Here is a 23,361-nt window from a genome sequence, read left to right as displayed (position 1 = left end):
GTGTTCTCAGTGCGTCGAAGAAGGTTTCATATGCTGCAACCAGCGCTTTTCCGCCTTGCGGAATAAGCTAATCAGCACATAAGAGATAATCAGATACAGCACCGCAGCAATACCAAACGCGGTAAACGGCTGGTAAGTTGCGGAGTTGATATCACGGGCAATTTTCAGCAGGTCCGGCACCGTGGCGGTAAAGGCCAGCGCCGTTGAGTGCAGCATCAAAATGACTTCGTTGCTGTACGCAGGCAGCGCAATGCGCAGCGCCGCCGGCAGGATAATGCTGCGGTACATTTTGAACGACGAGAAACCATAGGCCCGCGCCGCCTCAATTTCGCCGTGCGGCACCGAACGGATCGCACCGGCGAAAATCTCAGTAGTATAGGCACAGGTATTGAGCGTCAGCGCCAGCACCGTGCAGTTCAGGCCGCTACGGAAGAAGGCATTCAGCAGCTCGGTGCCCTTGACGATCTCCAGCGTGTACATGCCGGAGTAGAACACCAGCAGTTGAACATAGAGCGGCGTACCGCGAAACACGTAGGTGAATAACCAAATCGGGAAGCAGACAAATTTATTGCTGGAAACACGTCCGATGGCCAGAAACACCGCCAGCACGCCGCCCATCGCCACCGATGAAATCAACAGCCACAGGGTAATTGCCACGCCCGTCAGGCGATAACCGTCGCTCCACAGCAGCGATTGCCAGTACTCCTGAATGATCTCGATCACAGGTCAGCCCTCTTCACACCCACGGAGTAGCGACGTTCGAGAAGAAGCAGCACACCATTGGAAACCGTTGTAAAAACGAGGTAAATCACCCCGCAGACGATAGCAAAATAGAAGGGCTCCCAGGTACTTTTCCCGGCGAGCTGAGTGGCTTTGACCACATCTTCCAGCCCCAACAGCGAAACCAGTGCTGTTGCTTTCAGGATCACCTGCCAGTTGTTGCCAATACCCGGCAGCGCGTAACGCATCATCGCCGGGAACAGGATGCGGCGAAAGATTTGCCGACCGGTAAAACCAAACGCTGTTGCCGCTTCAATATGCCCTTTCGGTACCGCCATAAAGGCGCCGCGGAAGGTTTCCGTAAAATAGGCGCCGTAAATAAAACCGAGGGTAATAATACCGGCGACCATCGGATCGATATCCAGTTGGTCCATGCCCAGCGCATCCGTGATGCTGTTGAGGGCGATTTGCAGGCCGTAAAAAATCAGCAGCATCAACACCAGATCCGGAACACCACGAATGAGCGTGGTATAGCCTTCAAAGATCAGCGCCAACGCCCGGTTTTTCGACAGTTTCGCCCCTGCGCCTACCAGACCAATAAGTACCGCCAGCACCACCGAACTGATGGCCAGCTCCAGGGTGACTAACGCACCGTGTAATATAACTTGAGAAAACCCGTACAGCATGCAGCCTGTCCTGTCGTATGTGGTGTTTTGCCGTGTCTCTTCCCCTCCCAATGTGAGAGGGGCTGCACGTTAAGCACGGGTGGGATTAGCCACCATAAACATCAAAATCAAAGTATTTCTTCGCCAGCTTTTCGTAAGTGCCGTCCGCGCGCATTTCAGCAAACGCTTTGTTCAGCGCATCGCGTAGCTCGGTGTCACCTTTGCGTACGCCCATGCCGGTGCCAACGCCAAACAATTTCTCATCTTTGATGGACGGACCACCAAATTTGTAATCTTTACCGACCGGCGTTTTCAGGAAACCTTCGCTGGCCGCCACTTCGTCCTGGAACGCGGCATCAATGCGGCCAGCAGTCAGGTCAGAGTAGATGTTGTCCTGGCCCTGATAGGAGACGATTTCCACCCCTTTTGGCGCCCAGTTTACGTTGCCGTAAGTTTCCTGCGTGGTGCCCTGCAACACGCCAATGCGTTTACCTTTCAGCTTGTCCAGATCCGGCTGAACGTTAGAATTTTTCGCCACCACCAATCGGGAATCCGCCGCGTAAAGCTTGTCGGTGAAATCGATTTCCTGCTGACGTTTTTCGGTAATGGAGAGTGATGACATGATGGCATCGATTTTTTTCGCTTTCAGCGAGGGAATCAGTGCATCCAGCGGGTTCTCAATAAACACACACTGGGTTTTGATGCGTTTGCACAGTTCTTTCGCCAAATCGATGTCAAAACCGATCAATTCCCCCTGCGCATTCTTCGATTCGAAAGGCGCATAAGTAGGATCGGTACCAATACGTAATTTTTGCGGAATGGCTGCGAACACAGTAGAAACGCTGGAAAACGCAAGCACCAGCGAAAGGGAGAGCACCAGTTTTTTCATCATTATCCTCAACAGACTGTCTTTCCTAAGGGAATTCTCATAACAATACGGTGCCGTTATCGTGCCATCATATGCCCCGGCAAGGCAAAAAATTATGCCCGAGCGCTGGCTTTTTTTGCAGTATGAATGCTTAACTATGCATTCATGCACCAACATGGTGCATAGCGTGCACCACAACGAGACATTTACCGTATAAATGCACCACGCCAGTTATTTAACGTGGTGCATATTTCCCTCATCCCGGATAAGCCGGGTTATGCAGCCTTAATCGCCGTAGACGTTAAAGTCGAAGTACTTTTTGGCGAGTTTGTCGTAGGTACCATCTTTACGCAGTTCGGCAAATGCTTTGTCGAACGCGGCTTTCAGCTCAGTATCATCTTTGCGCAGACCGATACCGGTGCCGTCGCCGAAGTATTTCTTATCTTTCACTGACGGGCCAGCAAAAGCGAAGTCTTTCCCGGCAGGCTGTTTCAGGAAGCCTTCGCTGGCAGCAACCTCATCCTGGAATGCTGCATCCAGACGACCCGCAGCGAGGTCAGAGTAGATCAGATCCTGGTTCTGGTAGGCCACCACATCGATGCCCTTGGTGCGCCAGTTGTCATTGGCATAGCCTTCCTGGGTAGAACCCTGCAGCACGCCAACGTGCTTGCCTTTCAGCGAATCCAGCGTCGGCTGAATCGATGAACCTTTGGCGGCAATCAGGCGGGAATCGGCAGCGTAGAGTTTGTCAGAGAACGCAATTTCCTGCTGACGTTTTTCCGTAATCGACAGAGAAGAGATGATGGCGTCGATTTTTTTCGCTTTCAGCGACGGGATCAGCGAATCAAAATCACTGCCGACCCAGGTGCATTTCACATGAATGCGTTTGCACATTTCGTTGCCGAGATCGATATCAAAACCCACGAAGTCCCCTTTCGCATCTTTCGATGAGAACGGCGCATAGGTTGCATCAGTACCGATGCGCACCGTGTGGGGAAGCGCTGCATAAACGCTGGCTGTCGCTGACAGGCCCAACAGTAAAGACAGAGCGAGAACCGTCTTCTTCATACATTACCCTCAAGTGTTCTGTTTTTTATTCTGTATTACGTTGTGTTGTGTGTTGCTGACAGTTACCTTGCACGTCTTATGCCAGTTTCCCGCAGCCGGAAAAAGACCGCGTTAAATTTGTTAATAAAACGTTGCAAACTTACTTAATGATGAAAGATAGCAGGTCTGCTGAACGAACCGGAGTGTTAGCACGGGGAAAAGAGGATTAAATGTTGAGGATATGATCGCGCTTGCAGAATTGCCCCAAAAAAGCGCACGCCGGGTAGCAGCGCACTATTTTGCGGCATCGCTCCCTTGCCAGCGGGTAAACAGATCTTCCGGCAACTCAATGTCAAACTGATCAAGAACGCGGTTAACGGTCTGATCAATCACCGCATCCAGGCTTTGCGGGCGGTGATAAAACGCCGGTACCGGCGGCATAATTACCGCGCCCAGTTCCGCCGCCTGGGTCATCAAACGCAAATGCCCAAGGTGCAGCGGCGTTTCACGCACGCACAGCACCAGCGGCCTGCGCTCTTTCAGCACCACATCTGCCGCCCGCGTCAGCAGGCTGTCGGTGTAGCTGTGCACAATGCCGGAGAGGGTTTTGATCGAGCAAGGAAGAATTACCATGCCTGCGGTTTTAAACGAACCAGACGAGATGCTGGCGGCGATATCGCGCGCATCGTGCACCACATTCGCCAGCGCCTGTACATCGCGCAGAGAAAAATCAGTTTCCAGCGTCAGCGTCTGGCGGGCCGCCTGACTCATCACCAGATGGGTTTCAACCTCTGCCACGTCGCGTAGCACCTGCAACAGGCGAACGCCGTAAATTGCGCCACTGGCGCCAGAGATCCCCACAATGAGTCGTTTCATGATTGTTGCCCCTTTTTTATCGGACGAACTTTGCCTGATTATAGAGGGCGTTGCAACAGATTGCGCCCCTCACGATGGAGGGGCGCGGCAGGATTAACCTTCGTTATGCATCTCTAAGCTTTCCACTTCGTTCTGACGCTGCACCGCTTTGGCATCGTCATTGCGCAGCGAGTCGAGATAATCAAGGTACTGCTGATCAACATCCCTGGTGACATACACACCGTTGAATACCGAGCATTCAAACTGCTGGATATCCGGGTTTTCAGAGCGTACCGCCTCGATAAGATCGTTGAGATCCTGGAAAATCAGGCCGTCAGCGCCGATGATCTGGCGGATTTCATCCACTTCGCGCCCGTGAGCGATCAGCTCATTGGCCGTCGGCATATCGATACCGTAAACGTTCGGGAAGCGAATCTCCGGCGCAGCAGAAACGAGGTACACTTTTTTCGCCCCGGCTTCGCGAGCCATCTCGATAATCTGCTCGGAAGTGGTGCCGCGCACAATGGAATCATCCACCAGCAGCACGTTTTTATCGCGGAACTCGGCACGGTTTGCGTTCAGCTTACGGCGTACGGATTTACGACGCAGTTGCTGGCCCGGCATGATAAAGGTACGACCGACATAGCGGTTTTTCACAAAGCCCTGGCGGTACGGTTTACCAAGGATACGCGCAATTTCCAGCGCGATATCGCAGGACGTTTCCGGGATAGGAATGACCACGTCGATATCCAGATCTTCCCACTCGCGCGCGATTTTCTCGCCAAGCTTAGTGCCCATATTGACGCGGGCGCTGTAGACGGAAATTTTGTCGATGAAGGAGTCCGGGCGCGCGAAATAAACGTATTCGAACAGGCACGGGTTGCTGACCGGGTTATCCGCACACTGACGGCTGAACAACTGGCCTTTTTCGGTGATATACACCGCTTCGCCCGGCGCGACATCACGCAGGAATTCGAAGCCCAGCGTATCCAGCGCCACGCTTTCAGACGCCACCATATATTCAGTGCGGCCATCGCCGATTTCGCGTTTACCCAGCACCAGCGGGCGGATGCCATTCGGATCGCGGAAAGCGACCATACCGTGGCCGATAATCATCGCCACGCAGGCATAAGCACCGCGGATCTGGCGGTTAGTTCCGGCAATAGCGGCAAAAATGTTATCCGCTTCCAGCGGATAGTGGCGGAAGTTATCCAGCTCGCTGGCAAACACATTGAGCAGGATTTCAGAATCAGAAGTGGTGTTAATGTGGCGGCGCTTCTCTTCGAACAGCTTTTTACGCAGCTCATGCGCATTGGTCAGATTGCCGTTGTGCGCCAGCGTGATGCCGTAAGGGGAGTTAACGTAAAACGGCTGCGCTTCAGATGCGCTGGAACTACCAGCGGTAGGATAACGTACGTGACCAATCCCCATATTGCCTTGCAGGCGCTGCATATGGCGGGCCTCGAATACATCATTCACCAGACCGTTCGCCTTACGCAGACGGAAACAGTTGTTTTCGTCGATGGTGATGATGCCTGCGGCATCCTGCCCACGGTGCTGAAGCACCGACAACGCGTCATAAATCGACTGGTTTACCGGCATAAAACCGGCGATACCGACAATACCGCACATACGTCTTTTCCTCGTTAAGCCACATCTCAGGGCCTATGCCCTGGGCAAGAAACTCGACGAACTTTGCAGATAGTCAAAGAACCATCTGATGATGAAGCTGAATTGTGGGATAAGCTGCGACTTCTGCCAGTCTTCACTTTTCGACAGCCCGGTAAAGGTATCGAGAAAGAACAGAATGGCGGCGACGATCAGTACGCCGCGTAGCGCGCCAAAACAGATCCCCAGTACTCTGTCTGTACCCGACAGGCCAGTCTTCTCGACCAGCGCACCGATCACATAGTTAACGATAGCACCGACAATCAGCGTCGCGATGAACAGTACTGCGATGGCTATCCCATTGCGCACCAGTTCGTCTTCAAAGCCCGTGAACCAGACAGACAGGTAAGTGTAGTAATGACTGGCGACAAAGAAAGCACAGCCCCATGTCACCAGCGATAACGCTTCACGAACAAAGCCGCGGATCAGGCTTACCAGACAAGAAAAACCAATCACCGCAATGATGGCGTAATCAATCCAGACCATATGTGTCCCACGATTTTACGCCCTGTCGTCCAGTTCGGGGCGCATTCTAACAGAAAAAGAAAACGTTTGCGTAGGGATTTCCTTCCCGCGCGGAAATAAAAATGGCGCTGAAAAAATATTCAACGCCACGGTTCCGGTTGCCTGTAGTCAGGGCTTTATTTCCCCTCATCCCTGCCCGCTTTGCCGTACAGAGAGGGATGAGAAGTGGCGCCGTTTTTTCTCTTCAGCCGTTAGTTCGGCGTATAACCCATCACCACGCCGCTCAGCCCGGAGAGCTGTTTCAACTCCTCCAGTGAGCCTTTCAGCTTATCGCGCGACGCATCCGGCCCCACCAGAATACGAGTGATTTTACCCTGAACCGGCGTCGTCGGCGACGTGTAAACGCGATAACCTGCGCCACGTAATTTACCAACGATTTCATTCACTTTATCCGCATTCTTCAGCGCGCCAAGCTGCACCACATATGCTTTACCGGTTGGCACCGTTTTGTCGTCCTGCGCTTTCGCAGGCGGCGCTGACGTTTCGTTTGCCACAGCAAGCTGCTCGCTGGCTTTATCACGCGTTGCGGGCGGCGCGGTTTGTTGCTGCGCCTGCGGTTTTGGCTGCGGTTTAGGTTTCGGTTGTTCAACCGGCGTGCTGGTGACTTCCGGTTGCGGAGCGCCGTTCGCCGCCAGCCTTGAAGCATCCAGCGACGGTGCTTCTGCATCGCCAGCGCGCACCTCTTCCGCTGCGCCTTCCGGCGGCTGCGCCGGAAGCGCCTGCGTTGCAGCTGGCATCATGTCCGGCTCATCGCGATCGCCAGGTTTCGGCACCAGCGGGATCGCGGCAAACTCATCCTGATAATGTTTTTTCTGCCCGTCGAGCAGCCCGGGAAGAATAATCACCCCGAGCGCAACCAGCACAATGGTACCCATCAAACGGTTCTGAAACTTACTTGCCACCGGTTCTCCCCGCGTCCATCGCTTCCATGACATGAGCCACCGTGTGGAACGATCCACACACCAGAACAGTATCGTTGGCGTCAGCATCGGCCATCGCCGCCTGCCAGGCCTGCGCAACATCCGGCCACGCCCGGCCAGAATTCAGATGCTCCAGCAGTTGTTCTGCAGTTGCACCGCGCGGCCCTTCCAGTGGGGCACAATACCAGCTATCGACCACCGGCTCCAGACAGGCAAGCGTCCCGGCGATGTCTTTGTCATGCAACATGCCAATCACCGCCAGTACGCGCCCCTTCTTCGGTAACGTGGCAAGACGGCTGGCAAGGTAACCAGCAGCGTGAGGATTGTGGGCAACATCGAGGATCAGACGCGGCGACTCGCTGACAATCTGGAAACGTCCCGGCAAAATAGCACCGGCAATGCCGTCGCGGATCGCCTGCTCGCTGACCGTAAGCTTACTGGCGCGCAGCGCAGCCAGCGCGGTTGCCGCATTTGGCTGCGGTACCTGCGGCAACGGCAGATTGGTAAGCTCGCCCTGAGCATCGCGAAAACGCCAGCCCTGCGCGTTAACGTCATAATCCCAGTCAACGTCCCGGGGCAGCAGATGCGCCCCCTTCTCCTGCGCCACCTCGGCAATAGACTGCGGCATATCCGGTTCGCCGACCACAGCCGGTTTACCACCGCGGAAGACGCCCGCTTTTTCGCGGCCAATGCTTTCACGATCCGGGCCGAGCCAGTCGGTGTGATCCAGCGCAATGCTGGTGACCACAGCGACATCCGCATCCACCATATTAGTGGCATCCAGGCGGCCGCCCAGCCCCACTTCAAGGATCACTACGTCGAGTTGCGCCTGCTTAAACAACCACAGCGCCGACAAAGTGCCATACTCAAAATAGCTCAGTGAAATATCGCCACGAACGGCTTCAATCTCTGCAAAAGAGCGGGTATGTTCGCTTTCAGCCAACTCTTCGCCCTGGATGCGTACGCGTTCGGTATAGCGCACCAGGTGCGGTGAACTGTAGACGCCAACCCGATAGCCCGCCGCCAGCAGAATCGACTCCAGCGTACGGCAAGTGGTGCCTTTGCCATTGGTTCCGGCGACGGTAAAGACAAACGGTGCGGGGCGGAGCACATCAAGGCGCGCCGCCACCTGGCTTACGCGCTCAAGACCCAGATCGATGGTTTTACTGTGCAGGTTTTCCAGATAAGAAAGCCACGCGGCCAGGGGCGACGTGGCTTGCGGAATGCGTTTAATGTCCATGATGCCCGTTGATAATGTACGGTTTGAAAAGCAAAAGGGCAGCGCCTGGTGGCCCTGCCCTTCGGTATTATCAGGCTTCGCCTTCCTGACCGGCCGGTGACGGAGCCGCCGTGCCAACATGCGACTCATCCGGATCCGGCGCCGGTAGATTCATCAGTTTCGCCAGAATACGCGCCAGCTTCAGACGCAATTCCGGACGGCGGATAATCATGTCAATCGCGCCTTTTTCGATCAGGAACTCACTGCGCTGGAAGCCCGGCGGCAGTTTCTCACGCACGGTCTGCTCGATAACGCGCGGGCCGGCAAAGCCGATCAGCGCTTTCGGTTCGGCGATGTTCAGATCGCCCAGCATCGCAAAGCTTGCGGAAACACCGCCCATGGTCGGATCGGTCAGCACGGAGATATACGGCAGACCGCGCTCCTGCATTTTCGCCAGCGCAGCGGAAGTTTTCGCCATCTGCATCAGCGACATCAGCGCTTCCTGCATACGCGCGCCGCCGGAAGCGGAGAAGCAAATCAGCGGGCAGTTGTCTTCCAGCGCCTGCTCGACGGCACGCACAAAACGCGCGCCAACAACGGAACCCATAGAGCCGCCCATAAAGGCGAACTCAAATGCCGCTGCCACAACTGGCATACCGTGCAGCGTGCCTTTCATTACCACCAGCGCGTCTTTCTCGCCGGTCTCTTTCTGGGCTGTCGCCAGACGGTCTTTGTATTTTTTTGAATCGCGGAACTTGAGCACATCTTTTGGCTCAAGCTCGCTACCCAGTTCTACCAGCGACCCTTCATCCAGCAGGCTATGCAGGCGATTACGCGCTGACATCCGCATGTGGTGATCGCATTTCGGGCAGACCTCAAGGTTACGCTCCAGCTCGGCGCGGTACAGCACCTGGCCGCAGCTATCGCATTTTGTCCACACCCCTTCAGGGATACTTGCCTTGCGGGTGGGGGTGATGTTGCTCTTAATTCTTTCAATCCAGCTCATTGATAACCTTTATACATGAACCTGGTAGCCCATAAATGGTGCACATTAAAACATAACAGTTCGCAACTTGGGATAAAAAAGTGGTCGAACCGCCATTGCGCCCTTATTTTATCTGCTTTGCCGCAGCGCGTCGGTGACGAATAATCTCAATCACACCGGGAAGTATAGACACCACGATGATTGCCACAATCAACAGCTTAAGATTTTCCTGAACCATCGGCAGGGTGCCAAAGAAATACCCGGCGTAAGTAAACAGCAGTACCCATAACAGCGCGCCCGCTACGTTGAAAAGGGCGAAGTGGCGATAAGACATATGCCCCATCCCGGCGACAAACGGTGCAAATGTCCGCACAATCGGTACAAAGCGCGCCAGAATGATCGTTTTGCCGCCATGCCGTTCATAAAACTGATGGGTTTTATCAAGATAGCTGCGACGGAAAATCTTTGAATCCGGATTACTGAATAATCGATCGCCAAAGAGTCGTCCGATGGTGTAGTTCACCGCATCACCGGCAATTGCGGCAATAAGCATCAGTACAACCATCAGATGTACATTCAGATCGTTCGTGCCGAGAGAGGCCAGCGCACCGGCGACAAACAGCAGCGAATCCCCCGGCAGGAAAGGCGTGACCACCAGCCCGGTTTCGCAAAAAAGGATCACAAACAGAATCGCATAAACCCAGATGCCATACTGTGCCACCAGCTCCGCCAGATGCACATCGATATGCAGGATGAAATCAATAAGGAAGCGTATTAAGTCCATATTTACTTATGCCTTTTATGAATTGCGACTAGTCCGCCAGGAACAGCGGGCCCATTGGCGCAGCCGGAAGGTCGAAGCGCGCTGGATAATCCACCGCCACCAGATATAGCCCTTCCGCTTTCGCCGTTGCTGCCGCCAGCGTGCGATCCTTGACCGCCAGCAACTCTGCTATCCAGCTCTCCGGCTGGTTGTGGGCGCCTACTTCCATCAGGCTGCCGACAATATTCCTGACCATATGATGTACAAAGGCATTGGCTTTGATATCGACCACAATGTAATTGCCATAGCGACTGACGTTGATATGCATCACATTGCGCCACGGCGTGCGCGACTGGCACTGCACCGCGCGAAACGAGGTAAAATCATTTTCGCCTAGCAGGCACTGCGCGGCGCGATGCATCCGCCCGGCATCCAGCGGCTGGTGATAGTGCGTAACACCGTGGCCTAACACCGCCGGTCGTAAACGATGGTTGTAAATAATGTAGCGGTAGCGGCGAGCCGTAGCGCTGAAACGAGCATGAAAATCATCGGCAACAGTTTTTACCCAGCGCACCGCGATGTCACCAGGCAAATTCGCATTTACCCCTAACGTCCAGGCGGCATCTTTGCGCAGCGCAGTCGTTTCGAAATGCACTACCTGCCCTGTCGCATGAACACCAGCGTCAGTTCTCCCGGCGCAGAACACATTAATTGGCTCATTGGCAACCTGCGAGAGGGCTTTTTCCAGCTTCTCCTGCACACTGCGCACTTCTTGCTGACGCTGCCAGCCGTAATATTTGCTGCCGTCATACTCAATACCCAGCGCAATTTTGTAGACTGGCGCTTTGACTTCGTCCTGCATCAGTACAGATACTCCTGCACCAGTTTCTCGGCTGTTTTAACCGCCATCAGCGCGCCACCGAAGCGAACGTTGTCGGCCACCGACCAGAACTGGATCTGCTCCGGCATGCCGTAATCATTACGGATGCAGCCCACAGAAAGATGCGTCTGACCGGAAGCATCGCCCACCTGGGTAGGAAATTCATTTTCTTCAGACAGCACAATTTCGTCGAAACGGGCAAACGCATCGCGCGCTTCTTCGGCAGCCAGCGGACGCAGCGCTTCAAAACTGACCATTTGCGCATGGCCGTAAAATACCGGCGACTGTACGCAGTTCGCGGAGATCATCAGACCGTCATCCTGCAAAATTTTGCGCATCTGATCGATAATCACCCGCTCTTCACGCACGCTACCTTCGCTATCCGGCAGCAGTGGCAGCATGTTGAACGCAAGCTGGCGGCCAAAATAGTCATCTTCATCAATCGGGATGCCATTCAGCAGCTTGGCACTCTGCCCTGCCAACGCATCAACCGCCTGTTTACCGCTGCGTGAAACAGACAACATGCTGGTGACAGCGACGCGCGAAAAACCGCCTTCATCGATCAGCGGTTTAATACTGGCCAGCAGTTGACTGGTCAGGCTGTCTGGCACGGCAATAATATTGCGATTGCGGTAATCCGCGAGCACAAAGGGATTAACGTCCGGCATGACCAGCGGCACATCCGGCTCCAGCGCAAACAGACCGCTGGTATCGATCACCAGGCAACCCGCGTTGGTGGCCTCTTCAATCCAGGTCGCAGATGCCTGCGCACCGGCGACGAAAAACGCCAGTTGCGCCTGCGTCCAGTCAAAACTGGCAACGTCTTCAACGCGCACGGTTTTACCCGCGAAGCGCAAGTTTTCGCCCGCGCTCTCTTCTCTGGCCAGAGCGTACAATTCGCCTACCGGGAACTGACGTTCCTCCAGCGTTTCAAGCAAGGCTTCTCCGACAGCGCCAGTTGCGCCAAGAACGGCAATATTCCAGCCTTCAGACATGGTGATTTACTCCAGGAAATAAAGCGTCCCTTCGGCATTTTTCCGCAGGGAGCATTAAGAAGACATTAACGGGCCGGGGTGTGCGTGGCGTTAAAACCCAGTTGCTGCAACAGTGCGGCAGCACTGGCATCATCGCACTGTACATACAGTGATGACCATTCGCGACGCTCAAGATAGTTTTTACGTAACTTATCAAATTCACCCGGCGTGCCTGCCACTTTTCGCAGCAACGCATCGTCACGGCGCACATCATACACCAAATGAACCAGCCTTTTTAGCGTTGACTGATCGAGAGGGCCGTGCAGTGTTATGCGGCCAAACTCCGGCGCAGGCAGTAAGGTATCGAGCGCTATTTGCGTACGCTTACCGATAAATTCACTATAGGCTTCAAAGACTTGTGTTGTGCCACGTGCTTTACCTTCAAGGGTATATCCAGCGATATGCGCGGTGCCAATGTCAATGCGTTGCAGCAACTCCACGTTGAGATCAGGTTCCGGCTCCCAGACGTCCAGCACCACATGTAGCGCCTGTCCCGCCTGCAAACGCTGCAGCAGCGCTGCATTATCCACCACCGGGCCCCGGCAGGCATTAATCAGAATAGTGCCAGGCTTCAGACGCGCCAGCAGAGCATCATCCGCCAGGTGCAGCGTTTTATACGGTCCGTCTTTAAACAGCGGCGTATGGAAGGTCAGCACATCCGCTTCACGCACCAGCTCATCAAGCGAGCGGAAATCACCGTCATCACCACGATCGGCGCGCGGTGGATCGCATAGCAGCGTGCGGATCCCCAGCGCTTCGAGGCGCTTCTGTAAGCGCCCGCCCACATTGCCCACACCGACAATCCCTACGGTACGATCTTTGAGAGCAAAACCTTCGCGCTCTGCCAGCATTAACAGCGAAGAGAAAACATACTCTACGACCGCAATGGCGTTGCAGCCTGGCGCTGCGGAAAAGCCAATCCCCGCTTGCTGCAAATACCCTTCATCAACATGGTCAGTTCCCGCGGTTGCCGTACCGACAAATTTGATCCCCGTCCCCTGTAATAATGCCTCGTTGACTTTCGTCACGGAGCGCACCATTAACGCATCAGCATCGGCCAGTTCCGCAAGCGGGATTGGACGACCGGGAACCGCTTTCACTTCACCCAGACGGCTAAAAAGATCGCGGGCATAAGGCATATTTTCATCAACAAGGATTTTCACGCTACAGTACCTGTTTGAGAACGGGAGTTGAGCGCGCAAGTGTGCCATAATCTCGCCGCCAGGCATACCTGCAATGCCGACCACCGCCATGCGAGAGTGAGAGGAAATCCATGATGCAACCCATTCAGGGGACGCCCGCGCGCCCTCCCGGGCAAGAGCCGACACAAGCCGCGAATAATGCTGGCGAACAGCCTTTATCCACCCTGCAACGTACCGTGCTGGAGCGACTGGTTATTCGCTTGATCGCGTTAACGCAGCAGCAAAGTGCGGAAGTATGGGCTGGCATGAAACACGATTTAGGGCTGAAGAATGACGCCCCGCTGCTCTCGCGTCACTTTCCGGCTGCTGAGCAGAACCTCAACCAGCGCGTGGAAACTGCAACGCAGAACCACACCACCCGCCAGGTGGTTTCACAACTGACGGAACTGTTAGGCCAGGGGAATAATCGCCAGGCGGTGAGCGATTTTATTCGCCAGCAGTTTGGTCAGACAGCGCTCAGCCAGTTGACGCCTCAGCAGTTAAAAACCGTGCTGACCATGTTGCAGAATAACCAGATCACTATCCCACAGCCGCAGCAACGCCCGGCCACTGAGCGTCCGCTGCTGCCTGCCGAGCACAACTCGCTGAACCAGGCGGTCACGAAACTGGCGGCTGCAACAGGCGAATCAGGTAAATTGATCTGGCAGTCAATGATGGAGCTTTCCGGCGTCAAAACCGGTGAGCTGATCCCGGCGAAACATTTCGCGCCGCTGATGACATGGCTACAGGCGCGCCAGACGTTAAGTACGCACAACGCGCCCACGCTGCACACTATCCAGACCGCCCTGAAACAGCCGCTGGATGATATGGAAATGCGCACGATTACCGAGTATGCCCAGCAAACATGGCAAGCCACGCCGCAGACGATCCTGACGACGGCGCAGGTTCAGGACATTCTTAATCATGTCTTTTTACGCCGCACAGAACGTGCGGCGGGCACCTTTGAGGTTCGCGATATTCAGCCCATTTACAGCCCGTTTGTCGCCCCCATTGTCGAAACAATAAAATCGATTTCCACGCGCCCGGGATTCTTTTTTATCGCCCTGCTTATCGCATTAGCGCTTTTCTGGCTGGTGAGTTAAAAAATTCCCCTCCATCTGGAGGGGAATTTATCGTCAAATATTCTCGCCGTTGTGTTTGATAACGTCCTGATACCACCAGAACGATTTTTTACGGCTGCGCGCCAGCGTGCCATTACCCTCGTTATCTTTATCAACGTAGATTAAGCCGTAGCGTTTTTTCATTTCGCCAGTGCCCGCAGAGACCAGATCAATACAGCCCCACGGCGTATAACCCATTAAATCGACGCCATCTTCCACCACCGCTTTTTTCATTTCGCGGATATGGTTGTGCATATATTCAATGCGGTACTGATCGTTCACTACGCCGTCGCTTTCAGGCTGATCAATCGCCCCAAAACCGTTTTCCACAACAAACAGCGGCAACTGGTAGAGATCGTAGAAATAGTTCAGAGAGTAGCGCAGGCCAACCGGATCTATTTGCCAGCCCCAGTCGGAGGCTTTCACGTACGGGTTTTTCACCAGGCTTTTCGTCTCGTCGTAATCGAGGTGCGGATTGTTTTCCTGGGCTTTGGTGACAAACGACATGTAATAACTAAAGCCAATATAGTCAACGCGTCCGCGCGTCAGGATCTGCAAATCCTCTTCGGTGATATCGAGTTTGAACTGGCGGCGAGCAAAATAATTGAGCAGATGCTGCGGGTAATAACCGCGTACGTGAACATCGGTAAACCAGTAGCGCCGGTGCATCGCAGCGACCGACATCATCATATCATCCGGCGCGCAGGTGAGCGGATAAATCGGGCACATGGCGATCATGCAGCCGATTTTAAAATCCGGGTTAATTTTATGCCCGGCTTCCACCGCCAGCGCGCTGGCTACTAATTCATAGTGGGCAGCCTGATACATGATCACTTCGCGATCTTCACCCGCTTTATATTTCACGCCAGAGTTGGTGAAGGGCGCAAAATCTTCGTGATAGTTGGCCTGGTTGTTAATTTCGTTGAAGGTCATCCAGTATTTCACCTTGCTGCGGTAGCGGGTGAAAACGGCACTGGCAAAACGGACAAAAAAGTCGATCAGTTTGCGATTACGCCAGCCGCCATATTCGGTGACAAGGTGATAAGGCATTTCGAAATGGGAAAGGGTAATAACGGGTTCAATATTGTATTTCAGGCATTCATCAAAAAGATCATCGTAGAATTGTAACCCGGCTTCATTCGGCTCCAGTTCATCACCCTGAGGAAAAATACGCGTCCAGGCAATGGAGGTGCGAAAACATTTAAACCCCATTTCGGCAAACAGTTTGATATCGTCTTTATAACGGTGATAAAAATCGATGGCTTCATGGTTAGGGTAATTTTTGCCAGGCAGCACGCCGTCGGTAATTTCACGCGGTACACCATGCGCCCCGGCGGTCATGACATCGGCAACGCTGATCCCCTTGCCTCCTTCCTGCCATCCGCCTTCCAGTTGATGCGCCGCCACCGCGCCGCCCCATAAGAAATCCGCTTTAAACCCAGCCATTGTTTTCTCCTTTCGCGTAGTGATGGCAAAAGAATAAACAAGCCCGCAGTGAGATGACATCACCACGGGCTCATTCCGTGAAACCGGTTGCAAAGAGATTTTATAGTGCGATCATTTCCGCGCGCCGAAGGCAACCAGGGTGATCACAATACCGGTAATGGCGGCAATTGCTCCCGCGAGAAAAACCGACGGGTATCCCGCAGACGTTGCCAGCAGCCCGGTTAACGGGCCGCTAAACGCGTAAGAGATATCCTGAAATGCCGCATAGCCGCCAAGCGCCGTACCACGCACCTGCGGTGGCGCGCGCTTGACGACTTCAACGCCCAGCGACGGAAAGATAAGCGAGCAGCCACTACCGGTCAGAGCCGCGCCCAGCAATGCCATCCACGCGCCATGCGCCTGCCATAACAGCAGCAGGCCAATGGTTTCAATGACCAGCGAAACAATCGCCACCCGCACACCACCAAAACGGTCCGGCATCCAGCCAAACAAAATGCGCATCAGCACAAATGCGCCGCCGAAAGCCGTCAGGGTAAAACCCGCCATTGACCAGCCCTGGCTGGCAAAGTAGAGCGAAACAAAGGTGCCGATCACCGCAAAGCCAACGCCCTGAAGCGCCAGCCCCAGCCCCGGTTGCCAGATAAGCCCGACCACGCTCCACAGTGAAGGACGATCGCCCGGATGCGCAGGCGTTTTGGGCACGCCGCCGTTAAATGCGAAGGCCAGTAGCGGCAATACCGTGGTGATCGCTGCCAGGGCGGCGAAACCAAAGTGGCTGTGGACCAGCAACCCAAGCGGCGCGCCGGCGGCCAGCGCACCGTAAATCGCCATTCCGTTCCATGACATCACTTTGCCGGAACGCGCGGGGCCAACCAGCCCCATTCCCCAGGTGAGCGTGCCGGTAAGAAGCTGGCTTTCACCGAAACCGAGGATCAGGCGCCCCAGAATCAGCAGCGCAAATTTGGCAGCGGGCGCAACCGGCAACAGCGCCGCCAGCAGCCATGCTGCTCCGGCCAGAGCACAGGCGATCATGCCCTGTATCACCGAACGTTTCGCGCCATATTGATCGGCAAGACGGCCGGCATAGCCGCGTGTTAAGACGGTAGCCAGAAACTGAATACCAACGGCAATTCCCACCATGGTATTACCGTAGCCCAACTCATTGTGGACAAACAGCGGGATCACCGGTAGCGGCAGGCCAACGGTCAGATAGGTCAGAAACACCGCAAAGGCGATACGAAACAGCGACATATTCGCTGACGAGGTTTTAACAGATTGAACATCTACAGACATGCATTACTCCATAACGCAGAGTAAGGCGGGATTTGGAAGTACCACGCCCCCTCCACCTGAGTGCCAGGATTAAGGTGCGTTGGTTAACGTTAAACGCTTACGCATTATCATGTTGATAATGTTGCGGCGAGGAGTTTGCCTGCCGCAACGGCAGCTTGTCAATGCATAAAAAAAGAGAGCCAGTGGCTCTCTTTTTCTGCTTGCCGACAAACTTATTTCAGTTTGCGCATTACCAGCGTGGCGTTAGTACCGCCAAAACCGAAGCTGTTGGACATGACCGTTGTCAACGAGGCTTCCATCGGTTTTGTCACAATATTCAGGCCAGCAGCCTGCTCGTCCAGCTCTTCCACGTTAATGCTCGGCGCGATAAAGCCGTGTTCCAGCATCAGCAGCGAGTAGATCGCTTCCTGTACGCCCGCAGCGCCCAGAGAGTGACCGGTCATCGCTTTGGTTGCGGAGATAGCCGGGCTATTGTCGCCGAACACTTCGCGAATAGCGCCCAGTTCTTTCACGTCGCCAACCGGCGTGGAAGTACCGTGGGAGTTCAGGTAGTCGATCGGTGTATCAACGTCTTGCATTGCCATCTTCATGCAACGCACTGCGCCTTCGCCTGACGGCGCTACCATGTCCGCACCATCAGAGGTCGCGCCGTAGCCAACGATCTCTGCATAGATGTGCGCGCCACGCGCCAGTGCATGTTCCAGCTCTTCAACAACAACCATACCGCCGCCACCCGCGATAACGAAACCGTCACGGTGTTTGTCATAGGTACGGGAAGCTTTTTCTGGCGTTTCGTTGTACTTGGTGGACAACGCGCCCATCGCGTCAAATTCACAGGCCATTTCCCAGCACAGCTCTTCGCCGCCGCCAGCAAAAACGATGTCCTGTTTACCCAGTTGAATCTGTTCTACCGCGTTACCGATGCAGTGCGCGGAAGTAGCGCAAGCAGAACTGATAGAGTAGTTAACACCGTGGATTTTAAATGGTGTTGCGAGGCAAGCGGACACCGCAGATGCCATCGCTTTGGTCACCACATAAGGACCCACAGCTTTCAGACCACGCGGGCTACGCATCGCATCAGCGCCGAAAACCTGAGATTTAGAAGAACCGCCAGAACCTGCAATCAGGCCCACGCGCGGGTTGTTCTGGTAAACCTCGTCTTTCAGGCCAGCATCTTCGATCGCCTGCTGCATGGAAAGATAGGAATAGATAGAGGCATCGTTCATGAAACGAACCACTTTACGGTCGATCAAACCAGTGGTGTCCAGTTTAACGTTACCCCATACGTGGCTGCGCATGCCGGAATCTTTAAATTCCTGAGAGAATGTGATCCCTGAGCGTCCTTCACGCAGAGATGCCAGGACTTCCTGCTGGTTATTACCAATGCTGGAAACGATGCCCAGGCCAGTAATCACTGCACGTTTCATTCAATACCCCTAAGTCGCACTAATTAAGTTTCGTGTCGCAAGATAGCGTACACTTGTACGCCGAACAAGTCCGATCAGACATTTTCTGTGGAAATTTGCGCCTTTCTTTGTCCCTCGTTAAGATCGTGACACTGCCTGATGGACGAGTAACTTACGTGAAACAAACCGCTATACAATCCGCCAACCTCGAATTCAACGCTGAGGGTACACCTGTTTCCCGAGATTTCGACGACGTCTATTTCTCTAATGATAACGGACTGGAAGAGACGCGTTATGTTTTTCTCGGCGGCAACCAACTGGAACAGCGTTTTCCTGAACACCCGCGCCCGCTGTTTGTGGTTGCGGAGAGCGGGTTTGGCACCGGTCTGAATTTCCTCACGTTGTGGCAGGCATTCGCGGCCTTTCGCGCAGCCAATCCTGACGCTACCCTGGAAAGATTACATTTCATCAGTTTTGAAAAATTTCCTCTCACCCAGGACGATCTGCGCAAAGCCCACGCGCACTGGCCGGAACTGGCACCATGGGCGGAACAGTTACAGGCGCAGTGGCCGCTGCCCTTTGGCGGCTGCCACCGACTGCTGCTCGATGAAGGTCGTGTGACGCTGGATTTATGGTTTGGCGATATCAATCAACTCACCGATACGCTTGATGATTCCTTAAACCAGCGCGTCGACGCCTGGTTCCTGGATGGCTTTGCCCCGGCGAAAAACCCGGATATGTGGACGCCAAACCTGTTTGCCGCGATGGCTCGACTGGCAAGGCCGGGCGGCACGCTGGCGACCTTTACCTCGGCAGGTTTTGTCCGTCGTGGTTTGCAGGAAGCGGGCTTTACCATGCGCAAAAGCAAAGGTTTTGGCCGCAAACGCGAAATGTTGACCGGCGTAATGGAAAACACCGTCGCATCTGCGCCGCGTACGCCGTGGTTTGTCCGCAGCGGCACTGAGGTACGCGATGTGGCGCTGATTGGCGGCGGTGTCGCCAGCGCGCTGTTATCGCTGGCCTTGCTGCGACGCGGCTGGCGGGTGACGCTTTACTGCGCCGACGACGCGCCCGCCGAGGGCGCATCCGGCAACCGTCAGGGGGCGCTTTATCCGCTGCTCAGCGCTCACGATCCGGCACTGGCCCGCTTCTTCCCCGCGGCGTTTACCTTTGCCCGCCGTCTGTATGATGCGTTACCCGTGACGTTTGACCACCAGTGGTGCGGCGTCACACAACTTGGCTGGGATGAAAAAAGCCAACAAAAAATCGCGCAAATGTTGACGCTGGATCTGCCACCGGAGATTGCCCGTGCGGTTGATGCACAGGCGGTGAAAGCCGAAACCGGGGTGGAAACGGAATGCGGTGGCGTGAATTACCCGCTCGGCGGCTGGCTCTGCCCGGCGCAGTTAACGGCCGCCGCGATTAAGCTGGCTTGCGAGCAAGGCCTGCAAGTGCATTATGGACATGATGTTGAACGCCTGAGCCGTGAAGATCAGCGCTGGCAACTTCATTTCCGCCATGGCAACCAGCGGGCGCATGCAGCAGTCGTACTGGCGAACGGGCACCGCATTCACCATTTCCCGCAAACAGAGAAACTGCCCGTCTATCCTGTTGCCGGTCAGGTCAGCCATATTCCGACCAGCAATATGCTCTCTGCGCTTCGCCAGGTGCTGTGCTACGACGGTTATCTGACGCCGCAGAACCCGCATAACCAGCAGCACTGCATCGGCGCCAGCTATCATCGCGGGCAGCAGGAGGCAGGTTACAGCGAGGCGGATCAGCAGCAGAATCGCCAGCGGCTTATCGACTGTTTCCCGTATGCGGCCTGGGCAAAAGAGGTGGATGTCAGCGACGGCGACGCGCGCTGCGGCGTACGCTGCGCAACGCGGGATCATCTGCCGATGGTCGGGAATGTCGCCGACTTTGACGCCACGCTGGCAGCTTACGCCCAACTGGCAGAACGGCCGGAAGAAGCGGTCAGTGCGCCGATCTACGAAGGTTTATTTATGCTCGGCGCTCTCGGTTCGCGCGGTTTGTGCAGCGCGCCGCTGGCGGCGGAGATTCTGGCTTCGCAGATGAGTGACGAGCCGATTCCGCTGGATGGCGAAACGCTGGCAGCCCTCAATCCGAATCGTTTGTGGGTCAGGAAGTTATTGAAAGGCAGAGCGGTGAAGTGAAGGTGGGAATATTCGCCGGATGGCGGCGTTGTTTTATCCGGCCTACAAACCTGTAGGCACGGATATTGGCCGGATACGCGTCAGCATTACCCGGCACTACGACGCCCCTTAATGCGACTTCGCCTGCTGGTATAGGTTTTCCCACATCCCCATCACCAGCGCCTGATCGCGCGGCGACAGTTCTCCGGCCTGAATAGCAGTTTCCACGCTACCGGTGACTTTCTGGTACAGATTTTCCGGCGAATAGTTATCCTCGCCTTCCAGTTCAGCCACCGCCAGCGTCAGGTGGCCGCGCAGATAACCGCCCGCAAACAACTCATCATCACTGGCGTGATCCACCATATTATCGATTAACGCCAGAATGCGTGATTCAAACTCCGCGATCATCTCTCTTCCTCTTTTGACAACATGGCTTCAAAGATCTTCCGGCCATGGGAACTGTTCTGCCGCTAAAGGCGGCGTTTGATAATAATCCTGTAATGCCTTGATAAAACGCGCCGGGCGCGGGGGAATACCCTGCTCCAGATAAGCCATGACCTGCGCGTGAACGCGGCGCTGGAACACGATACGATCCGGCTCGACATCGCCTTCCAGATTGTCGCAACTGACATTAAACGGGAAACCCGCCGCCACGCAAAACAACCAGTCAAACGCCTGCGGTTTTACTTCAACATCCTCGAACTGCCCCTGCGTTACCGCATCGCGGCCATCAGGGCAATACCAGTAGCCAAAATCCACCTGCTTGCGACGCTCGGCACCGGCGATGCACCAGTGCGAAATCTCATGTAACGCGCTGGCATAAAAACCGTGAGCAAAAACAATGCGGTTATACGGCGCATCCGCATCAGCAGGAAGATAGATCGGTTCGTCGTCGCCTTTAATCAGACGGGTATTAAAATCGTCGGCAAAACAGCCGTCAAAAATATCAATCAATTGTTGGTAGTGATGTGTCATACGTTCACCCCCAGAAAATGGAGGATCTCCTGGCCGTGACTGTCATAAAGAAGTTTTGCACTCATCACCGCCGAGACAATCACAATCATCGGACGAATGAGTTTTTGCCCTTTGCTGAGCACCAGACGCGAGCCCATTCGCGCGCCGAGAAACTGCCCGGCCAGCATGATGAAACCCGTGCCCCACACAACTTTGCCGCCAATAATAAACAGCAGCAGACCGCCGACATTCGAGGTGGCATTCAGCACTTTGGCATGCGCGGTGGATTTCGCCAGGTTGTACCCTGCGAGCGTCACAAAAGCCAGCGCGTAAAAGGAACCGGCGCCGGGGCCGAAGAAACCGTCGTAAAAACCGACACAGCCACCGGAGACCAGCGCAAACGGCAGCCCGTACAAACGACGCTGACGATCCTCCTCACCCAGCTTCGGCATCAACAGGAAGTAGAGACCGATACAGATCACCAGAATCGGCAGGATTTGGCGCAGTACATCCGATTGCACATGCTGCACCAGCAGCGCACCGGTGGTTGAACCGATAAAGGTCATCAGGATATTGAGTTTCTGATCGGCAAGATTCACCACTTTGCGACGGATAAAGTACAGCGACGCAGAAATCGAACCGCCACAGGCTTGTAATTTATTCGTTGCCAACGCCTGGGCTGGCGTCATACCTGCCGCCAGTAACGCTGGCACCGTTAACAGCCCGCCGCCGCCCGCCAGCGCGTCAATAAAACCGGCCAGCAACGCGACAAAAAAAAGCACCACCAGCAGTAACGGCGATACCATAAACAGTTGTTGAAAGAGTTCCATCAGAGTGCGTGTTCATCCAGTAAAGCCTGACAAGACCGCGGCAATGGCGGCGGCGTCTTTTTCTCAGGGATTGTGCTGCCAGGTTTCGCCGGTTCAAACCAGCTTTGCAGTTCTGCGCCGCAACCGTCGCCAGGCGGCGGCAGAGGTTGATCCTGGCACTCCAGGCTATCAGCCGGACAGCGCAAACGCACGTGCATATGCGCACGATGCTGGAACCATGGACGCACTTTACGCAGCCAGTCGCGATCGGTTCCGGCATCGAGGCAAAGCTGCTGTTTGATTGCCGGGTTAACGAAAATGCGCGTCACGTCGTTATCTTGTGCCGCCAGCTTGATCATGCTACTGATTTCCGGCTTCCACAGCGCGGGCACGACTTGCTTACCATCGCTTGAGACGAGATCCAGCGCCTGTGGTTTCAGCAACTGCGCGGCGCTCCAGCGGGTTTTCGGTAGTTGCAGGAAGATATCAACATCCAGCCCGGATTGATGGCTGGCATGGCCGCCGTTGAAACGTCCACCTGCGGGCATCCCCATGTCGCCCACCAGCACCGTACCCAGCCCCAGATTGTGCACCTGATTGCTCAGACGCTGAATAAACAGCACCAGATCGGGATGACCGAAGTAGCGCCGCTGGTCAGTGCGCATCACCTGATAGTTGTCCGATTGCAGCGGCAGCGCATGCGCACCAACGATACAACCATTAGCGAACGCGCCAATGGACTGCGGGCTACCGGCGACCGGATGCGTCAGTTTTTGCCACGGTGTCGCCGCCGTCGCGGCGGCGCACACCAGCAGAGTAAACAGCGCAATTGCCGTTCTTTTCATT

23 protein-coding genes are annotated in these 23,361 nt (G+C 55.0%); 2 read left to right on the top strand and 21 right to left on the bottom strand.

Annotation, left to right across the window (positions count from 1 at the left end):
• Positions 1-6: 6 nt before the first annotated feature.
• The 14 genes from DK872_RS07910 to pdxB all read right to left on the bottom strand — a co-directional run bounded on the left by DK872_RS07910 (position 7) and on the right by pdxB (position 13,312).
• A complete protein-coding gene (locus tag DK872_RS07910) occupies positions 7-723 on the bottom strand; it encodes an ABC transporter permease (protein WP_007371062.1) in 717 nt (238 codons plus the stop codon).
• Positions 720-1,406 carry a histidine ABC transporter permease HisQ gene (locus DK872_RS07905; protein WP_007371061.1) on the bottom strand — a complete coding sequence of 229 codons (687 nt, stop codon included), beginning with the start codon at positions 1,404-1,406 and terminating at the stop codon, positions 720-722. The genes DK872_RS07910 and DK872_RS07905 overlap by 4 nt, the downstream gene beginning before the upstream one ends.
• An 85-nt stretch (positions 1,407-1,491) precedes the next feature.
• On the bottom strand, positions 1,492-2,274 hold the full coding sequence (hisJ, locus tag DK872_RS07900) for a histidine ABC transporter substrate-binding protein HisJ (RefSeq protein ID WP_007371060.1): 783 nt from the start codon (positions 2,272-2,274) through the stop codon (positions 1,492-1,494).
• Positions 2,275-2,538: 264 nt separating this feature from the next.
• Positions 2,539-3,321: a lysine/arginine/ornithine ABC transporter substrate-binding protein ArgT gene (gene argT, locus DK872_RS07895; protein WP_007371059.1), complete on the bottom strand. Its 783-nt coding sequence runs from the start codon at positions 3,319-3,321 to the stop codon at positions 2,539-2,541.
• Positions 3,322-3,594: 273 nt separating this feature from the next.
• Positions 3,595-4,176, bottom strand: a complete 582-nt coding sequence (locus DK872_RS07890; protein ID WP_007371058.1) for a UbiX family flavin prenyltransferase — start codon at positions 4,174-4,176, stop codon at positions 3,595-3,597.
• A 93-nt stretch (positions 4,177-4,269) separates the two neighbouring features.
• Positions 4,270-5,787: an amidophosphoribosyltransferase gene (purF, locus tag DK872_RS07885; RefSeq protein ID WP_007371057.1), complete on the bottom strand. Its 1,518-nt coding sequence runs from the start codon at positions 5,785-5,787 to the stop codon at positions 4,270-4,272.
• Between the two features lie 33 nt (positions 5,788-5,820).
• Positions 5,821-6,309, bottom strand: coding sequence for a colicin V production protein (gene cvpA, locus DK872_RS07880; RefSeq protein ID WP_007371056.1), 489 nt, complete (start codon positions 6,307-6,309; stop codon positions 5,821-5,823).
• 230 nt (positions 6,310-6,539) lie between these two features.
• The gene (dedD, locus tag DK872_RS07875; protein WP_007371055.1) at positions 6,540-7,250 is read right to left on the bottom strand and encodes a cell division protein DedD; all 711 of its coding nucleotides are present in this window, start codon (positions 7,248-7,250) and stop codon (positions 6,540-6,542) included.
• Positions 7,240-8,508 (bottom strand): bifunctional tetrahydrofolate synthase/dihydrofolate synthase, encoded by a 1,269-nt coding sequence (gene folC / locus DK872_RS07870; RefSeq protein ID WP_007371054.1) that lies wholly within the window; start codon positions 8,506-8,508, stop codon positions 7,240-7,242. Before folC ends, dedD begins: the two co-directional genes overlap by 11 nt.
• Positions 8,509-8,578: 70 nt before the next feature.
• On the bottom strand, positions 8,579-9,493 hold the full coding sequence (gene accD, locus DK872_RS07865) for an acetyl-CoA carboxylase, carboxyltransferase subunit beta (protein WP_007371053.1): 915 nt from the start codon (positions 9,491-9,493) through the stop codon (positions 8,579-8,581).
• Between the two features lie 103 nt (positions 9,494-9,596).
• Positions 9,597-10,256, bottom strand: a complete 660-nt coding sequence (locus DK872_RS07860) for a DedA family protein (protein WP_007371052.1) — start codon at positions 10,254-10,256, stop codon at positions 9,597-9,599.
• A 28-nt stretch (positions 10,257-10,284) separates the two neighbouring features.
• Complete coding sequence (truA, locus tag DK872_RS07855; protein WP_007371051.1) at positions 10,285-11,097, bottom strand: tRNA pseudouridine(38-40) synthase TruA; 813 nt, start codon at positions 11,095-11,097, stop codon at positions 10,285-10,287.
• The gene (locus DK872_RS07850) at positions 11,097-12,110 is read right to left on the bottom strand and encodes an aspartate-semialdehyde dehydrogenase (RefSeq protein WP_007371050.1); all 1,014 of its coding nucleotides are present in this window, start codon (positions 12,108-12,110) and stop codon (positions 11,097-11,099) included. The genes truA and DK872_RS07850 overlap by 1 nt, the downstream gene beginning before the upstream one ends.
• 65 nt (positions 12,111-12,175) lie before the next feature.
• Complete coding sequence (gene pdxB, locus DK872_RS07845; protein WP_072440088.1) at positions 12,176-13,312, bottom strand: 4-phosphoerythronate dehydrogenase PdxB; 1,137 nt, start codon at positions 13,310-13,312, stop codon at positions 12,176-12,178.
• Positions 13,313-13,425: 113 nt separating this feature from the next.
• Here pdxB and flk point away from each other — a divergent pair, with 113 nt between their 5' ends.
• Positions 13,426-14,433, top strand: coding sequence for a flagella biosynthesis regulator Flk (flk, locus tag DK872_RS07840; RefSeq protein ID WP_035889789.1), 1,008 nt, complete (start codon positions 13,426-13,428; stop codon positions 14,431-14,433).
• 33 nt (positions 14,434-14,466) lie between these two features.
• Here the strand turns inward: flk and DK872_RS07835 are convergent, their stop codons facing one another.
• The 3 genes from DK872_RS07835 to fabB form a co-directional block, all read right to left on the bottom strand.
• Positions 14,467-15,897: a 6-phospho-beta-glucosidase gene (locus DK872_RS07835; RefSeq protein ID WP_035889787.1), complete on the bottom strand. Its 1,431-nt coding sequence runs from the start codon at positions 15,895-15,897 to the stop codon at positions 14,467-14,469.
• Between the two features lie 111 nt (positions 15,898-16,008).
• Positions 16,009-17,190: an MFS transporter gene (locus DK872_RS07830; protein WP_007371046.1), complete on the bottom strand. Its 1,182-nt coding sequence runs from the start codon at positions 17,188-17,190 to the stop codon at positions 16,009-16,011.
• Between the two features lie 212 nt (positions 17,191-17,402).
• Complete coding sequence (gene fabB / locus DK872_RS07825; RefSeq protein ID WP_007371045.1) at positions 17,403-18,617, bottom strand: beta-ketoacyl-ACP synthase I; 1,215 nt, start codon at positions 18,615-18,617, stop codon at positions 17,403-17,405.
• Positions 18,618-18,772: 155 nt separating this feature from the next.
• On the opposite strand from fabB, the gene mnmC reads away from it, so the two are divergent.
• A complete protein-coding gene (gene mnmC / locus DK872_RS07820) occupies positions 18,773-20,773 on the top strand; it encodes a bifunctional tRNA (5-methylaminomethyl-2-thiouridine)(34)-methyltransferase MnmD/FAD-dependent 5-carboxymethylaminomethyl-2-thiouridine(34) oxidoreductase MnmC (RefSeq protein WP_370520870.1) in 2,001 nt (666 codons plus the stop codon).
• 108 nt (positions 20,774-20,881) lie between these two features.
• Here the strand turns inward: mnmC and DK872_RS07815 are convergent, their stop codons facing one another.
• The 4 genes from DK872_RS07815 to mepA are packed head-to-tail and all read right to left on the bottom strand — an operon-like array spanning position 20,882 to position 23,360.
• A complete protein-coding gene (locus tag DK872_RS07815; protein ID WP_007371043.1) occupies positions 20,882-21,160 on the bottom strand; it encodes a YfcL family protein in 279 nt (92 codons plus the stop codon).
• A 27-nt stretch (positions 21,161-21,187) separates the two neighbouring features.
• The gene (locus tag DK872_RS07810; protein ID WP_007371042.1) at positions 21,188-21,727 is read right to left on the bottom strand and encodes an elongation factor P hydroxylase; all 540 of its coding nucleotides are present in this window, start codon (positions 21,725-21,727) and stop codon (positions 21,188-21,190) included.
• A complete protein-coding gene (locus DK872_RS07805) occupies positions 21,724-22,536 on the bottom strand; it encodes a sulfite exporter TauE/SafE family protein (protein WP_007371041.1) in 813 nt (270 codons plus the stop codon). Before DK872_RS07805 ends, DK872_RS07810 begins: the two co-directional genes overlap by 4 nt.
• Complete coding sequence (gene mepA / locus DK872_RS07800) at positions 22,536-23,360, bottom strand: penicillin-insensitive murein endopeptidase (RefSeq protein ID WP_007371040.1); 825 nt, start codon at positions 23,358-23,360, stop codon at positions 22,536-22,538. The genes DK872_RS07805 and mepA overlap by 1 nt, the downstream gene beginning before the upstream one ends.
• Position 23,361: the final 1 nt, after the last annotated feature.

The organism is Kosakonia sp. MH5, from assembly GCF_009935945.1.
GTDB classification, from domain to species: domain Bacteria; phylum Pseudomonadota; class Gammaproteobacteria; order Enterobacterales; family Enterobacteriaceae; genus Kosakonia; species Kosakonia radicincitans.
This window is presented reverse-complemented; position numbering and strand designations above follow the sequence as displayed.

Bases quoted from the DNA above. Each gene is read 5' to 3' on its own strand.
- DK872_RS07905 (WP_007371061.1), bottom strand. From the start codon at position 1,406: ATGCTGTACGGGTTTTCTCAAGTTATATTACACGGTGCGTTAGTCACC.
- flk (WP_035889789.1), top strand. From the start codon at position 13,426: ATGCAACCCATTCAGGGGACGCCCGCGCGCCCTCCCGGGCAAGAGCCG.
- DK872_RS07850 (WP_007371050.1), bottom strand. From the start codon at position 12,110: ATGTCTGAAGGCTGGAATATTGCCGTTCTTGGCGCAACTGGCGCTGTC.
- DK872_RS07805 (WP_007371041.1), bottom strand. From the start codon at position 22,536: ATGGAACTCTTTCAACAACTGTTTATGGTATCGCCGTTACTGCTGGTG.
- DK872_RS07815 (WP_007371043.1), bottom strand. From the start codon at position 21,160: ATGATCGCGGAGTTTGAATCACGCATTCTGGCGTTAATCGATAATATG.
- DK872_RS07810 (WP_007371042.1), bottom strand. From the start codon at position 21,727: ATGACACATCACTACCAACAATTGATTGATATTTTTGACGGCTGTTTT.
- DK872_RS07830 (WP_007371046.1), bottom strand. From the start codon at position 17,190: ATGTCTGTAGATGTTCAATCTGTTAAAACCTCGTCAGCGAATATGTCG.
- DK872_RS07835 (WP_035889787.1), bottom strand. From the start codon at position 15,897: ATGGCTGGGTTTAAAGCGGATTTCTTATGGGGCGGCGCGGTGGCGGCG.
- fabB (WP_007371045.1), bottom strand. From the start codon at position 18,617: ATGAAACGTGCAGTGATTACTGGCCTGGGCATCGTTTCCAGCATTGGT.
- folC (WP_007371054.1), bottom strand. From the start codon at position 8,508: ATGGACATTAAACGCATTCCGCAAGCCACGTCGCCCCTGGCCGCGTGG.
- truA (WP_007371051.1), bottom strand. From the start codon at position 11,097: ATGCAGGACGAAGTCAAAGCGCCAGTCTACAAAATTGCGCTGGGTATT.
- cvpA (WP_007371056.1), bottom strand. From the start codon at position 6,309: ATGGTCTGGATTGATTACGCCATCATTGCGGTGATTGGTTTTTCTTGT.
- DK872_RS07890 (WP_007371058.1), bottom strand. From the start codon at position 4,176: ATGAAACGACTCATTGTGGGGATCTCTGGCGCCAGTGGCGCAATTTAC.
- hisJ (WP_007371060.1), bottom strand. From the start codon at position 2,274: ATGAAAAAACTGGTGCTCTCCCTTTCGCTGGTGCTTGCGTTTTCCAGC.
- mepA (WP_007371040.1), bottom strand. From the start codon at position 23,360: ATGAAAAGAACGGCAATTGCGCTGTTTACTCTGCTGGTGTGCGCCGCC.
- argT (WP_007371059.1), bottom strand. From the start codon at position 3,321: ATGAAGAAGACGGTTCTCGCTCTGTCTTTACTGTTGGGCCTGTCAGCG.
- purF (WP_007371057.1), bottom strand. From the start codon at position 5,787: ATGTGCGGTATTGTCGGTATCGCCGGTTTTATGCCGGTAAACCAGTCG.
- accD (WP_007371053.1), bottom strand. From the start codon at position 9,493: ATGAGCTGGATTGAAAGAATTAAGAGCAACATCACCCCCACCCGCAAG.
- DK872_RS07860 (WP_007371052.1), bottom strand. From the start codon at position 10,256: ATGGACTTAATACGCTTCCTTATTGATTTCATCCTGCATATCGATGTG.